Genomic DNA, 13,811 nt, shown 5'->3' with positions numbered 1-13,811 from the left:
AAAATATTTTTATTTTTTCAAATTTTCAGAAGCGGTAATCACTGCTTCTTTCAATTCTAGTTTATAGGCAATGATGCGATCAAGAATTTCCTTGTTGCTGCTCCCAATAATTTGAGCGGCTAATATTCCAGCATTTTTGGCACCGTTCAAAGCGACAGTTGCAACAGGAACGCCACCAGGCATCTGTAAAATTGACAAAACAGAATCCCATCCGTCAATAGAATTACTAGATTTTACAGGAACACCAATTACAGGTAGGGGAGACATTGAAGCCACCATTCCAGGCAAATGCGCTGCACCGCCCGCACCCGCTACAATAACGGATATCCCACGTGTATGAGCGTTTTGACTAAAATCAAATAACTTTTCAGGTGTTCTGTGAGCAGATACTATATCAACTTCTACTTCAATGTGGAATGATTTTAATATATCGATGGCATCTTGCATTACAGGCATGTCAGAGATGCTTCCCATGATTACGGCTACTTTCATTTTTATGTTTATTTTGGTTGGGGGATTAAATCCCAAATATTTATATTGAATTCTTCTTCTAAACTTCTAATGAATTTAAGCTCAGATATATTCTTTTGAACAACTTTGCTAAAATATATGGTTGGGCTTTCATAGTATGACATTAATTCTAAAGTTAAATCAATGTATTTTCTTCGTTCAATAGATAAGTCGTAATCATCTAATTTCAATAGTTTGACTAGAAATATTGCTTCATGATCATTTTCATCTGCAGCCTCAAAAAATTTTAATTCTTTGTTGTAAGAAATTCTCTTTTCAAAGTCATCATTAAACGGAGACAAGACTGGTTGAAAATCAGCCCATTTATTTGATTTTTCTTTATTCCATTGGGACTTACATAAAAAAATATTTAAGTAATTGTTTCTTTTTTCGTAATCTTTTAATGGATTAAAATGGTCAATGTCTTTTTGGTCTGTTCTTCCTAAGTAAGTTTCAGTGTAAGCACAAAATCCTTTTTGTTCATTAAAAAGCATTTCACGAAGAACTGAATTGTCTCCGCCAGGCAGATACTTAATGTCTTTTGCTACTGAATTAGCATTTTTAATTTGCCTTTTCATTAAAATTTATAGTCATTTGCTAATTGAAGAATTTCTGTCAATAAAGTATCTTTCACTATTTCATTTTCTTCAATAGCAATCTGCTTTTTTAAACTTTTAAATTTTTCAAAAGCAGCAAGACCTTTTTTGTTCATTAAAAATTCTAATCCAAAATCATTTTTAAGTATATCATTAGGGTCGTCACCAATAGGAGATTCACCTCTACGTACTGCTACTTTTCCTTCTGCATCGAAATAAAGAATAAAACGTTCTTCAGGTTCAAATGATGCTGCTATAAAAGGTGAATGGGTAGCAACAATAAACTGTGCTTCGGGAGCCAATTTTTTATAATGATCCATTAAATCCATTTGCATGTCTGGATAGAGCGAACGTTCTGGTTCGTCTATCAAAATAATGGAATCTTTGGTGTCTAGTTTGAATAAAGGTAGAAACGACAATAACAATCCTTTAGTTCCTGTACTGGTATTTTGGATTGGAATTATCTCATCCGTTGTTTTTTTCTTAATTGGTACTGAATATTCTGTATTGGTGATATCAATTGCTAAATTTAATTTTTCAAATAGAGGATTTAGTTTAAAAGCAACCTTTTCTAGTACATTAGGATTGACTTTTTGCCATTTCTCATATTCAAAACGAAATTTTTCCACATCTTTAATGTATCCTTTATGGACAAGCTCTGTCATTATTTGAGTAAAATTTTTACGATAGTGTAAAATGTCATTCAAGAGATACAACCAAATTTCAGGAGCTACATTATCATCAAATAAGATATTAGGATTGGTGAGCTCACTTTTAGGATTTAGAACTTCATCACGATATTTTTCTAGAATATCAATTGGGTTTTTCGTGAAAATTTCGAGGTTTTTCTCTGAAATTAAGTTTGCTTTAAAATAAGAGGAAGGTTTTTTTGAATCAAATATTACTTGCGATTGGTAATCCTCGTTGTGGTTAAGTAGTGTTTGGTTGAGAATTTCATAATATACTGTTGGAATTTTTTTTTCTTCTTCAATTTTTAGTTTATAATTTATGTCACCCAATGAAAAATCTATTATTCCGGATAAATAATCATCTGAATTTTTTTCATTTGAAAAGTTGTTTTTATCCTCATATTTATATGCTTTGTGTAAATTACATACTTGCTCATAAATCAATTCCAACAACCCAGTCTTCCCTGTAGCACTTTGCCCAATAAAACAAATTTTATCCAAAGGTTTACCCGCTTTCGCTTTGTCCTTATAATCCAAAGGGTAAGTGAAATCAAAATCTAGATTTTCTAAATGTCTATATTGTTCTATATGTAATTTTGAAATTTTCATAAGGGGAAACTTTATTACAAAGCTAATTAAAAAATTATTGTCATTTTTGACTGCAAACTGCGACTAAAAACTCAAAAACTACTCACTAATAACTCTCAACGTATTCTTAACATCCTCAGCAATTCGTCTCGCTTCATTAATGTCAGCGTTCACGATCGTCACGTGCCCCATTTTTCTAAAAGGACGGGTTTGTTTTTTACCGTAGATATGTGGTGTCACACCGTTCCAACCTAAAACGGTTTCTATGTTTTCGTAAACCACATTTCCAGAAAAGCCTTCTTCACCAACTAAGTTTACCATGATTCCGGCCACTTTACTTTCGGTATTTCCGAGAGGCAAGTCAAGTACGGCACGCAAATGATTTTCAAATTGTGAGGTGTAACTTGCTTCAATTGAGTAATGTCCAGAGTTGTGTGGGCGAGGAGCCACTTCGTTGATAAGGATTTCGTCGTCTTCCGTTTGAAACATTTCTACAGCCAATAAACCAACGTGGTTAAATTGTTCCGAAACATTCAAGGCAATCGCTCTCGCTTTTTCGGCAACAGCGTCGTCAATGCGCGCAGGACAAATCACATATTCAACCTGATTGGCTTCTGGGTGAAATTCCATTTCGACCACAGGATAGGTTTTTATTTCGCCCGATGGATTGCGGCAAACAATCACCGCCAATTCATTTTTGAACGGAATCATTTCCTCTGCAATACATTCTACATCTGGCATACCTTCAAAATCGGTTGTGGCGCGAATTACTTTCACACCATTTCCGTCATAACCAAATTCAGTGCATTTCCACACAAACGGAATCAATATTTCTTCCATTTCAACCGCATGTTGCAACGCTTTTAAATTTGGAAAACGAGTATAAGGTGCCGATGGAATATTTTTCTGAACATAAAAATCTTTCTGAATCCCTTTGTTCTGAATCAAACGCAAGGTTTTTGGCGAAGGATAAACAGGCAATCCTTCCGCTTCAAGTTTTTCAAGTGCCTCAAGATTTACCAACTCTATTTCAAAAGTCAAAACATCAACTATTTTTCCAAAATTGTAAACCGTTTCAAAGTCCATCAAATCACCTTGAAAAAATTGATTGCACGCCACCTTGCTAGGTGCATCTTCACTCGGATCAAGGACATACGTTTGAATGTCAAATTTTCGCGTATCAAATAACAACATTTTACCAAGTTGTCCACCGCCTAGAATTCCCAATTTAAAATCAGAAGAAAAATAATTCATTTGTTTTAGTTGTTGTTTATTAACACTCAAAAGCAGTTGCTTCGCTCGTGTCATAGTAGTTGTCTGTGTTACCGCAAAGATACTTTATATAGGTCAAATTGAAAAGTGCTATTTTAGTTTCTTCAAAATATGCTTCGATACGGCTTTGTAACCCGCGCTATGAGTGCTAAAATCTTTAATGAGAATGGTTTGCAATTCAGGATGAATCCACTTGTATTCTAATCCTAATAGGTAGAGGCAACGCATGGCATACACCTTTGCTGCCACTTTGCAATCTGTGATTAACCAATCAAAATGCAGTGCAATCATCTTTTGTCGCTCCACATCAGTAAATTGAATACTGCTGTTACCGGTTTTATAGTGCGCTTCAAGCAGTAAAAACAATACTTTAGCAACGGGTCTAATCGCACTTTCATTCGTCAAAAGTTTACTTTTCGAACAAATCAAGGGTACATAAGGTTGCAACCACTCCAGTTTCTCATACGCTACGAGTTCAAGTGCCCAACAAGCTTTGTAGTGGTCTTCATTGTCAATTTCGAAACAAATTCGCATAAAGGTATTCATCAGTTCAGGGTGCTCCATCACATAGTTGGCGGCCATTTGGCGACTATTTTTATAGCCTGTTGTCTGCGCAATAATAGTGGTCAATTCGTTCATGATACTCATTAATAAGCTTTAAAAATACAAATTATCAATCAATTGCAATACTCAAATGTGAATTCTGTATCTTTGCCCTTTATTTTAAATTCCAAAAAGTGATTCAACTACATGACAAGATGTTTGTACCATTTATTTCTGCACAAGAAATAGACGATGCAATACAAAGTTTAGCTAAACAAGTAGAGGCCGATTTTGGCCATGAAACCCCAGTTTTTATTGGTGTTCTCAACGGTTCATTTATGGTTGTTTCAGATTTCATGAAATACTATAAAAAAAACTGTGAAGTTAGTTTTATAAAAATGGCATCGTACCAAGGTACAACGACTACCGAAGTGGTTAAGGAATTAATAGGTCTAAACCAAGACTTAACAGGACGCTCAGTGGTAATAATCGAGGATATTGTTGATACCGGAAATACCTTGATTGAATTAAAAGAATTGTTCAAAGCTCAAAATGTAAAAGAGCTGAAAATCGCTACTCTTTTCTTTAAACCAGAAGCCTACAAAAAAGACATCAAAATTGATTACATAGGTATCAGTATTCCAAACAAATTCATCGTTGGATTTGGATTGGATTATGATGAATTGGGACGCAATCTACCCGAAGTATATCAGCTAAACGATAAATAAAAAAATAACTACACATAACTATCATGATTAACATTGTTTTATTTGGGAAGCCAGGAGCAGGAAAAGGAACACAAGCAGAATTCTTAAAAGAAAAGTACAATTTGACACATCTTTCTACAGGAGATATTTTTCGTTTCAACATGAAAAATGATACCGAATTAGGGAAATTGGCAAAATCATACATCGATTTAGGAGACTTAGTTCCAGACGAAGTGACTATCAAAATGTTAGAAGATGAGGTGAATAAAAATACGCAATCAGCTGGATTCTTATTCGACGGATTCCCACGTACAATCGCTCAAGCAGATGCGCTAGATACCTTCTTGAAAATTAAAAACTGGAATATTACAGCAACAATAGCCTTAGAGGCAGATGATAATATTCTAGTTGCTCGTTTATTAGAAAGAGGGAAAACCTCAGGAAGAGCTGATGATCAGGACGAAGAAAAAATTCGTAACCGTTACGATGAATACAATGAGAAAACAGCACCTCTTATAGGGTACTATCAAGAACAAAATAAGTTTCACGCCGTTGATGGTATCGGAACAATAGAGGAAATCACGCAAAGATTGACACAAGTTATTGATAATTTGTAGCCAATCCAGCTGTACGTTACAAGTCCTCGTTCCAAAAACTATTTTTCTATAGTCATAAAAGGAGCTTCTTTCAGTCGCTCTTTTATGCCAAGAAAAATTAGTTTTTGGAACTCCGGGCTTTTCACTACCATCTGGGCTAAAAACGAATAGTGGTCAAAAGCCATTAAGAACCCATAAACAACATGTGTCTTTTACTTCATAATTTATAAAAAGTGGAAATAGTTATTATTTTTTTTCTGATACTCCTCAACGGACTTTTTTCAATGTCTGAAATCGCATTGATTTCGGCTAGAAAAAATCGACTAGAATCAGCCGCGAAAAAAGGGAATAAAAACGCTAGAATTGCTCTAGAACTGGCTAATTCCCCAAATAAATTTTTATCAACGGTACAAATAGGAATCACCTTAATAGGCATCTTAACCGGTATTTATAGTGGAGACAAAATCACCACTGACGTACAGGATTTTGTGAGTACTTTTGAAGTATTAAGACCCTATGCATCTACAATTGCAGTAGGTGTAGTAGTAGTTGTTTTAACTTTTTTCTCTTTAGTCTTGGGAGAGTTGTTGCCAAAACGTATTGGGTTAAATCATCCAGAACGTATAGCAAAATTTGTAGCTATGCCTATGAGAATAGTTTCTATTGTGACAGCACCTTTCATTTGGTTGTTGACCAATTCAACTGAGTTTTTGTTAAAGGTGATGCAAATCAAACCAACTGCTGATGGTAGGGTAACAGAAGAAGAAATAAAAGCCATCATAAAAGAAGGTACTGAAGGAGGAGAGATCCAAGAGATTGAACAAGATATCGTAGAACGTGTTTTTCATATTGGAGATCGCCGAATCAATTCGTTGATGACGCATAGAAAAGCAGTAGTTCTATTACCCTTGAAGGCAAATAAAGAGGAAGTACGAAAGATTATTTTAGAAGAAATTCATTCTATTTACCCCGTTTATGGAGAGAAATATGATGATATTGTTGGAGTAGTAGAGTTGAAAAATATTTTTGCAGACATTGAAAAGGATGACTTTAGCCTGCAAAAAAGCATGAGCCAAGCACGCTACATGATGGAGTATACTTCTGCTTACAAAGCATTAGAACAATTTAAAAAATCAAGTGTTCGTTACGCATTAGTTTCCGATGAATATGGCGTTTTTCAAGGAATGATTACCCTGAATGATATACTAGAAGCCTTAGTGGGGGATGCATCCGATTTTCATAAGGAAGATTTTCAGCTTATAGAAAATAAAGATGGTAGTTGGCTCGTGGACGGACATTATTCGTTACACGATTTTTTGACTTATTTTGAACTAGACGATTTAATCAATGATTATGAAGTAACCACAGTGAGCGGACTAATCATGACCGAATTGACACACATACCCAAAGAAGGCGAAATCCTAGTTTGGCAAAAAATGGAATTAACAGTCATCGATATGGATGGCGCAAAGATTGATAAAGTGATGGTAAAAACCATCAAACATTAAAATAGTTCTCATTCAAAGTTTTTAGTCGTAATATGCACTGAAAACCGCGACTGCGACTGAATACTATAGGAAATATGACAGAGGGGAATTTTGTAGATTACGTAAAAATATTTGTTTCATCTGGTAAAGGTGGAAAAGGATCTACTCACTTACATAGAGAAAAATTTATTGAAAAAGGTGGACCAGATGGTGGTGATGGTGGTCGTGGTGGTCACGTAATTTTGGTAGGAAGTAAAAGTCTTTGGACTTTGTTTCACCTTAAGTTTGCACGTCACGTCAAAGGTGGTCACGGAGGTGATGGTGGTGGCGCACGTAGTACGGGAGCCGACGGAGATGATAAGTTCATCGAAGTGCCATTGGGAACAGTGGTAAAAGACAAAGAAACAGGCGAAATCCTTTTTGAAATTACCGATGATGGAGAGAAACAAATTCTTTCTCGCGGTGGTAAAGGTGGATTGGGTAACTGGCACTTTAGAAGTTCAACCAATCAAACACCTCGTTACTCACAACCTGGATTGCCTGGAGTAGAGATGGATGTTATCCTTGAATTGAAAGTCTTGGCAGATGTTGGTTTAGTAGGTTTCCCAAATGCGGGAAAATCAACTTTACTTTCTGTATTGACTTCAGCAAAACCAAAAATTGCTGATTATCCGTTTACAACTCTAAAACCAAACTTAGGAATCGTCGCTTACAGAGATTTTCAATCTTTTGTAATAGCAGATATCCCAGGGATTATTGAAGGTGCAGCAGAAGGAAAAGGTTTAGGCCATTACTTTTTACGCCATATTGAGCGTAATTCGACCTTATTGTTCCTTGTACCTGTAGATACGCCAGACATCAAAGGGGAATACGATATCTTGGTTAACGAATTGACCAAATACAATCCGGAAATGCTTGATAAAGAACGTTTGTTGGTTATTTCAAAATGTGATATGCTAGATGATAGTTTACAAGAAGAACTTAAAGTAGAATTAGACGAAGCATTCAAAGATATTCCATACATGTTTATCTCTTCTGTAGCTCAACAAGGATTAACAGAGTTGAAAGATAAACTTTGGAAAATGTTGAACGACTAATAAGGGTTATTCTCTTAAAATAAACAAGTCCGTTTCTATCTAGAAACGGACTTGTTTGCTTTAAATTTACTATTACAGATCATTTGAAATCGCTATTCGATCAAAACCCAAAAATCATTATTAAAAAATAGTTCTTAGTATGAGAATTTGAAGAGTTATAGCGTATTGTTTATTGCTTATAGCTATCAAATAAATACTCCAAAGTTTCGGGAATATTATTGGCTTGCATTTTGGGATAGATAATGTTCATATTCAGCCAATTTTCTATTATTTGACCAAAATCATTTCCAACATCATATACTACAGGAACGCCTAGCTTCTTTAGGGCTTGAGCATTGCATTCTTGCTCATAATGATTTTTTATGGGAATCGATAAAATTTTCTTGCCGAGGTATAAAGCTTCTGCTGGAGTTTCAAATCCGCCACCGGTTATAATACCATCGCAATTGATTAAACTTTTATTGAATTTTTTTTGCCCCACAGGGAAAAAGTGTATATTACCAATCACATGTTCGTGTTCTACAGTGTCCAAAAACCAATGAAAATGTACATCAGGTAACGATTGGAACGCTTTTTCGAGACATTCCTTATCAAAAGAAGGTAGGTAAACAGTAATATGGCCGAGGTTTTGTGGCGTGGAATGTACTATGTCGTCCTTAATAATGGGAGGTCGAATAAAGGAATCGTAATTCTCAAAATGTAATCCGAGGTTCTGAGGTGCAGGTGCATAATGTTTGAAAATCAATTCGCCCATGATACTTCTTTTTTCTGGTCTAGGGGTATTATCCGAAATGAAACTTGCTTGATGTCCAAATTGTACTGAATGAACTTTTTGCATTTTGCATGCCAAAGCGGTAACCGAATCAAAATCATTTATGATGACATCATAATTTTTTAAGGGTAAATTATCGGCATCTTTGTAAATTTGACGGGGTCGAATATTTTTCACAATGTTAGGATAGTGTAAACCACCACATTTACTATAATACAAACTGCACCCTTTACTCTTGAATTTTACAGGAAGGTCAATGTCCAAAGTAGCATTATTCCCGCTGAGAAAAAAATCGACTTCGCCAAATTTCTTTAAATAAGGGTAAAGTTGTGTCGCCCTGCTGATGTGCCCGTTGCCAGTGGCTTGGATAGCATAAAATATTTTCATTTGGTTTTAATAATAAAAGCTAGTAAATGTTTTTTGTATAAAAATTTAAGCTCTAAATTGATTCAACTAAAGTAAAAGCTAATTGTTAGGAGAAGGTTTTTTAAAGTTTTTATTACCGTTATGATTTCATCAAGTAATTTATAAGAGAGGTTCTTCAAAAAATAAGGAATACCTATAAAATTTTCTTTATTTTTGAAGAATGAAATATCTTTTTATTTTATTATTTCCAATGATTTTGATGGCTCAATCTAGCTTTGAGAAAGCCAAAGAAAATTTTGACATGGATAAAAGTGAGCAGTCTCAAAAACAGTATGAATTGATATTAAAAAGTGATGCCAATAATCTCAAAGCCTTAGAAGCATTGGGGGATATTGCGGGGTTCAATAAATATTGGGATAAAGCGTTAGTATATTACAGTAAACTCAAACTACTGAAGCCGTATGAGGCGGATTATTACTATAAGTATGGTGGTGCATTGGGTATGAAAGCATTGGCAGTAAATAAGTTTCGAGCACTTGGAATGATTGGAGATATCAAAGCGTCTTTTGAAAAAGCCGTTGAGTTGAATCCAAAACATGTTGAAGCACGATGGGCTTTGATTGAACTATACCTCAAACTTCCTGCAATTATTGGTGGAAGTGAGTCCAAGGCAATTGCTTATTCCAATCAATTATTATCCTTGTCACCGGTTGATGGCTATTTAGCGCGAGGGCATATTGAAGAATATTATAATCGCTACAAAACGGCTGAATATTATTATAAAAAAGCAATTGCGGTAGGAGGCTCCAAGCATTCGTATAAAAAATTAGCTAGTCTCTACAAAGATAAAATGAACGAACCAGAAAAAGCGAAAGTGATTTTGGATGATTACAAACAAAAATAAACGTCAATTGATAACCATCAATTAGGCAACAACTTATAAAGAATAAATAATGAAAACACATTTTATTGCCATTGGAGGGAGCGCAATGCACAATCTAGCTTTGGCACTACACAACAAAGGATATCAGGTTACAGGGAGTGATGATGCAATTTTTGAACCATCAAAATCTCGTTTGGACAAAAAAGGAATACTGCCGGTAGAGCTAGGATGGTATCCCGAAAAAATCACGAATGATATTGAAGCTATTATTCTAGGAATGCACGCCAAAGCCGATAACCCAGAATTGTTGAAAGCACAAGAGCTAGGTTTGAAAATATATTCGTATCCAGAATTTTTGTATGAACAATCCAAGAACAAGACTCGTGTTGTTATCGGTGGATCGCACGGTAAAACAACGATTACTTCAATGATTTTGCACGTGATGCATTACCATAATATCGAAGTTGATTATATGGTAGGCGCACAGTTGGAAGGTTTTGATACAATGGTACACCTTACAGAAAAAAATGATTTTATGGTGCTCGAAGGAGATGAATATTTGTCATCACCAATTGATAGACGTCCAAAATTTCATTTGTACCAACCTAATATTGCTTTGATCTCTGGAATTGCGTGGGATCATATCAATGTTTTTCCTACCTATGAGAATTATGTAGAGCAATTTGAAATTTTTGTTGCGAAAATCACCAACGGTGGAATCTTAGTCTATAATGAAGAAGATCACGAAGTAAAACATGTGTCTGAAGCAGCTGGGAATCCTATTCGAAAATTACCATACACAACACCAAATTATAAAGTAGAAAACGGAACCACTTTGCTAGAAACGCCAGAAGGCGATATGCCTATTGAAGTGTTTGGAGCGCATAATTTGAATAATTTGGCAGGCGCAAAATGGATTTGCCAAAATATGGGTGTGGATGAAGCCGAATTTTATGAAGCTATCTCTAGTTTTAAAGGCGCGTCAAAACGTTTGGAGAAAATCGGTGAAAGCAAAGGCAAGGTGGCTTACAAAGATTTTGCACATTCACCAAGTAAAGTAGCGGCAACCACCAAAGCTGTAAAAGAACAATACCCAGATCGAAAACTTATTGCATGTCTCGAGCTGCATACCTACAGTAGTTTGAATGCTGAATTTTTAAAAGAATATGAGGGCGCTTTAGAGTATGCAGATGTAGCTGTTGTTTTCTACTCGCCAGATGCTGTGAAAATTAAGCAGCTAGAAGAGGTAACCTATGAGCAAATCGCAACCGCTTTTAATCGAAAAGATTTAATTATCTATACCAACCCAGTGGCTTTTAAAGAATACTTGTTTAGTTTGCAATTTGACAATTCGGCATTGCTATTAATGAGTTCAGGAAACTATGGTGGATTGAATTTTGACGAGGTAAAAGCTTTAATGCTATAATGTTTTTATAAGTCGAAAATAAAAAGAGGTTGTGTTTTAAAAATTAGTAGTTTTATGTTTGGTTCGCTATACTATAAACTACTGATTTTTTTACGTTATGGAAAACAATCATTTCCCAATTACCCACTGGTCCGAGGATGATAAACCTCGCGAAAAGATGATGCTCAAAGGTAAAAATGCTTTGAGTGATGCAGAGCTGATTGCCATTCTTATTGGTTCGGGTAGCCGAAATGAATCCGCGGTGGAGTTAAGCAAACGAATCCTAAATTCAGTAGGCGGAAACCTAAATGCTTTAGGTAAAATGACATTAACTCAGTTAACCGAGTTTAAAGGGATCGGAGAGGCTAAAGCAATTTCGATCATGGCGGCATCAGAACTTGGTCGTAGACGGAGGGCAGAGGATGCTGTAGAATTGACCAAGGTAACTTCAAGCAAATTAGTATTCGAAATCATGCAACCCATCATTGGGGAATTACCACACGAAGAATTTTGGATTTTGTATCTCAATAATTCAAACAAAATCATTTCCAAAAGACAATTGAGTATTGGCGGTATTACAGGTACGCTCGTAGATGTACGCTTAGTTTTTAAGAATGCTTTGGAACTAGGAGCAGTATCACTTATTTTGTGCCACAATCATCCCTCAGGAACTTTGGTGCCTAGTGAAGCAGATAAGAATATTACTCGAAAGTTAAAAATGGCAGGTGATAGCCTAGAAGTTAAAGTTTTGGATCATTTGATTGTTACCGAGAATAATTACTTTAGCTTTGTAGATGAAGGAATTTTTTAAGCAATATGACATTACCACACATAACAGACATTTTTTTTGATTTGGATCATACCCTTTGGGATTTTGATAAAAATTCGACACTAGCTTTCGCAACCATTTTCGCCGAAAGGCATCCAAGTATTCAAATTGATACTTTTATCAAAGAATATGTACCAATCAATCAATCGTGTTGGAAATTATTTCAGTATGATAAAATAACTCATCAAGAACTTCGTTATAATCGTTTAAAATTCTCTTTTGATGCCTTAAAATATTCGATTACAGACCAAGAAATTGATTTTATTTCAGATCAATATATCGATATACTACCAGATAGCAATCATCTTTTTGATGGTGCTATTGAAATTTTGGAGTATTTACAATCCAAATATACACTGCATATCATTACGAATGGTTTTGCTGAGGTGCAATGTCGTAAAATGACTAATTCCCAATTGACACCCTTTTTTGCAACTATCACTAATTCTGAAATGGCGGGAGTCAAAAAGCCAAATCCTATTATTTTTGAATATGCGTTGAATTTAGCAAATGCAACTAAAGAAAATAGTATTATGATCGGTGATTCTCTAGATGCAGATATTCAAGGTGCTTTGGATGTAGGTTTGGATGCCATTTATTTTGGAGAAAGTAATCCAGAGATTCACACAAGTATCAAACAAGTGAATCACTTATTAGACCTGAAAAAATATTTATAAAATGACAACTATAATAACAATAATTAAACTAAATATGAAAACGAAATTAATACTACTCTTTGCTATCCTATCGAATTCTCTTTTTGCACAATCAATCAATGATTATGCAGCTGTGATAATCCCTGTGAGATATAGTTTTCAAAGTGAAGACAATCAGTACAGACTATCGACCTTAACCAAATTCAATTTAGAAAAAGCTGGGTTTGTAGGTATTTATTCAAACGTAAATTTTGCAAACGAGTTTCCAGATCGCTGTAGTGTACTTAATGTAGATGTAGTAAAAGATTCTGGTTTCTTGACTACAAAATTATACATTGAATTTAAAGACTGTTATGGAAAAGTGGTGTACACTTCAGAAGTCGGTAAAAGTAAAGAAAAAGATTATGGCGAAGCCTATAAAGAAGCTCTGAATGATGCGTTCGAATCGGTTTACAAATTAGAATATAAATACAGTGGGAAACCAGTAGCTGCAAAAGCTATAGTTACAAATCAAGTCGAAACAGTAAAAGCTGTTGTTGTCAATACCCCCATTTCTACCGTTGTGACCAATTCAGCTGCAGATGTATTGTATGCACAACCCACACAAACGGGTTACCAGTTAATTGATAAAACACCCAAAGTAGTCATGAAATTAATGAAAACTGGAAATCCAAATTCTTTCATCGCCATCAAGGGAGATATTCAAGGGGTATTATCACTCAAAGATAATCAATGGTTTTTTGATTCGTATCAAAACGGTACTTTAGTATCTGAAGTAATAGCGGTAAAATTCTAATTAGCAAACCAGTTGAAGG

Annotated in this window: 15 protein-coding genes; 9 read left to right on the top strand and 6 right to left on the bottom strand. The window is 35.1% G+C overall.

Translation table 11 applies throughout. The features are described from left to right. Positions 1-9: 9 nt before the first annotated feature. The 5 genes from purE to M2326_RS00325 form a co-directional block, all read right to left on the bottom strand. Entirely contained in the window at positions 10-492 is a 483-nt protein-coding gene (gene purE / locus M2326_RS00345) for a 5-(carboxyamino)imidazole ribonucleotide mutase (RefSeq protein ID WP_173856672.1), read from the bottom strand. Between the two features lie 8 nt (positions 493-500). Continuing rightward, complete coding sequence (locus tag M2326_RS00340; protein ID WP_264617571.1) at positions 501-1,088, bottom strand: hypothetical protein; 588 nt, start codon at positions 1,086-1,088, stop codon at positions 501-503. Further along, positions 1,088-2,404, bottom strand: a complete 1,317-nt coding sequence (locus M2326_RS00335) for an AAA family ATPase (protein WP_264617570.1) — start codon at positions 2,402-2,404, stop codon at positions 1,088-1,090. Before M2326_RS00335 ends, M2326_RS00340 begins: the two co-directional genes overlap by 1 nt. 78 nt (positions 2,405-2,482) lie before the next feature. After that, on the bottom strand, positions 2,483-3,637 hold the full coding sequence (locus M2326_RS00330; protein WP_264617569.1) for a 5-(carboxyamino)imidazole ribonucleotide synthase: 1,155 nt from the start codon (positions 3,635-3,637) through the stop codon (positions 2,483-2,485). 108 nt (positions 3,638-3,745) lie between these two features. Next, a complete protein-coding gene (locus M2326_RS00325; RefSeq protein ID WP_264617568.1) occupies positions 3,746-4,303 on the bottom strand; it encodes a hypothetical protein in 558 nt (185 codons plus the stop codon). Positions 4,304-4,392: 89 nt separating this feature from the next. On the opposite strand from M2326_RS00325, the gene hpt reads away from it, so the two are divergent. The 4 genes from hpt (at position 4,393) to obgE (ending at position 8,085) form a co-directional block, all read left to right on the top strand. Next, on the top strand, positions 4,393-4,926 hold the full coding sequence (hpt, locus tag M2326_RS00320) for a hypoxanthine phosphoribosyltransferase (RefSeq protein ID WP_170111541.1): 534 nt from the start codon (positions 4,393-4,395) through the stop codon (positions 4,924-4,926). A 23-nt stretch (positions 4,927-4,949) separates the two neighbouring features. After that, complete coding sequence (locus M2326_RS00315; protein ID WP_108740304.1) at positions 4,950-5,522, top strand: adenylate kinase; 573 nt, start codon at positions 4,950-4,952, stop codon at positions 5,520-5,522. Positions 5,523-5,785: 263 nt separating this feature from the next. Then, on the top strand, positions 5,786-7,009 hold the full coding sequence (locus M2326_RS00310; protein ID WP_413603250.1) for a hemolysin family protein: 1,224 nt from the start codon (positions 5,786-5,788) through the stop codon (positions 7,007-7,009). A 74-nt stretch (positions 7,010-7,083) separates the two neighbouring features. After that, a complete protein-coding gene (gene obgE, locus M2326_RS00305) occupies positions 7,084-8,085 on the top strand; it encodes a GTPase ObgE (RefSeq protein ID WP_264617566.1) in 1,002 nt (333 codons plus the stop codon). A gap of 169 nt (positions 8,086-8,254) precedes the next feature. On the opposite strand, the gene M2326_RS00300 is transcribed toward obgE, so the two are convergent. Beyond that, positions 8,255-9,244: a glycosyltransferase family protein gene (locus M2326_RS00300; protein ID WP_264617565.1), complete on the bottom strand. Its 990-nt coding sequence runs from the start codon at positions 9,242-9,244 to the stop codon at positions 8,255-8,257. A 199-nt stretch (positions 9,245-9,443) separates the two neighbouring features. Between M2326_RS00300 and M2326_RS00295 the strand changes: the two genes are divergently transcribed. The 5 genes from M2326_RS00295 to M2326_RS00275 all read left to right on the top strand — a co-directional run bounded on the left by M2326_RS00295 (position 9,444) and on the right by M2326_RS00275 (position 13,792). Further along, positions 9,444-10,127: a tetratricopeptide repeat protein gene (locus M2326_RS00295; RefSeq protein WP_264617564.1), complete on the top strand. Its 684-nt coding sequence runs from the start codon at positions 9,444-9,446 to the stop codon at positions 10,125-10,127. A gap of 49 nt (positions 10,128-10,176) precedes the next feature. After that, positions 10,177-11,532: a UDP-N-acetylmuramate--L-alanine ligase gene (locus tag M2326_RS00290; protein WP_264617563.1), complete on the top strand. Its 1,356-nt coding sequence runs from the start codon at positions 10,177-10,179 to the stop codon at positions 11,530-11,532. A 97-nt stretch (positions 11,533-11,629) separates the two neighbouring features. Further along, positions 11,630-12,322: a RadC family protein gene (radC, locus tag M2326_RS00285; RefSeq protein ID WP_264617562.1), complete on the top strand. Its 693-nt coding sequence runs from the start codon at positions 11,630-11,632 to the stop codon at positions 12,320-12,322. A 5-nt stretch (positions 12,323-12,327) separates the two neighbouring features. Further along, positions 12,328-13,017, top strand: a complete 690-nt coding sequence (locus M2326_RS00280; RefSeq protein ID WP_264617561.1) for a YjjG family noncanonical pyrimidine nucleotidase — start codon at positions 12,328-12,330, stop codon at positions 13,015-13,017. Positions 13,018-13,051: 34 nt separating this feature from the next. Next, positions 13,052-13,792 carry a hypothetical protein gene (locus M2326_RS00275; protein ID WP_264617560.1) on the top strand — a complete coding sequence of 247 codons (741 nt, stop codon included), beginning with the start codon at positions 13,052-13,054 and terminating at the stop codon, positions 13,790-13,792. Positions 13,793-13,811 lie beyond the last annotated feature (19 nt).

Source organism: Flavobacterium psychraerolatum (assembly GCF_025960985.1).
GTDB lineage: Bacteria > Bacteroidota > Bacteroidia > Flavobacteriales > Flavobacteriaceae > Flavobacterium.
The sequence above is the reverse complement of the archived record's forward strand: the minus strand, read 5'-3'. Positions and strand labels throughout refer to the sequence as shown.

What these genes read in the sequence shown, in the direction of transcription:
- purE (WP_173856672.1), bottom strand. Translation starts at nt 492, where the DNA reads ATGAAAGTAGCCGTAATCATGGGAAGCATCTCTGACATGCCTGTAATG.
- M2326_RS00315 (WP_108740304.1), top strand. Translation starts at nt 4,950, where the DNA reads ATGATTAACATTGTTTTATTTGGGAAGCCAGGAGCAGGAAAAGGAACA.
- obgE (WP_264617566.1), top strand. Translation starts at nt 7,084, where the DNA reads ATGACAGAGGGGAATTTTGTAGATTACGTAAAAATATTTGTTTCATCT.
- M2326_RS00290 (WP_264617563.1), top strand. Translation starts at nt 10,177, where the DNA reads ATGAAAACACATTTTATTGCCATTGGAGGGAGCGCAATGCACAATCTA.
- M2326_RS00310 (WP_413603250.1), top strand. Translation starts at nt 5,786, where the DNA reads ATGTCTGAAATCGCATTGATTTCGGCTAGAAAAAATCGACTAGAATCA.
- M2326_RS00335 (WP_264617570.1), bottom strand. Translation starts at nt 2,404, where the DNA reads ATGAAAATTTCAAAATTACATATAGAACAATATAGACATTTAGAAAAT.
- M2326_RS00275 (WP_264617560.1), top strand. Translation starts at nt 13,052, where the DNA reads ATGAAAACGAAATTAATACTACTCTTTGCTATCCTATCGAATTCTCTT.
- M2326_RS00295 (WP_264617564.1), top strand. Translation starts at nt 9,444, where the DNA reads ATGAAATATCTTTTTATTTTATTATTTCCAATGATTTTGATGGCTCAA.
- M2326_RS00325 (WP_264617568.1), bottom strand. Translation starts at nt 4,303, where the DNA reads ATGAGTATCATGAACGAATTGACCACTATTATTGCGCAGACAACAGGC.
- M2326_RS00280 (WP_264617561.1), top strand. Translation starts at nt 12,328, where the DNA reads ATGACATTACCACACATAACAGACATTTTTTTTGATTTGGATCATACC.
- M2326_RS00340 (WP_264617571.1), bottom strand. Translation starts at nt 1,088, where the DNA reads ATGAAAAGGCAAATTAAAAATGCTAATTCAGTAGCAAAAGACATTAAG.
- radC (WP_264617562.1), top strand. Translation starts at nt 11,630, where the DNA reads ATGGAAAACAATCATTTCCCAATTACCCACTGGTCCGAGGATGATAAA.
- M2326_RS00300 (WP_264617565.1), bottom strand. Translation starts at nt 9,244, where the DNA reads ATGAAAATATTTTATGCTATCCAAGCCACTGGCAACGGGCACATCAGC.
- M2326_RS00330 (WP_264617569.1), bottom strand. Translation starts at nt 3,637, where the DNA reads ATGAATTATTTTTCTTCTGATTTTAAATTGGGAATTCTAGGCGGTGGA.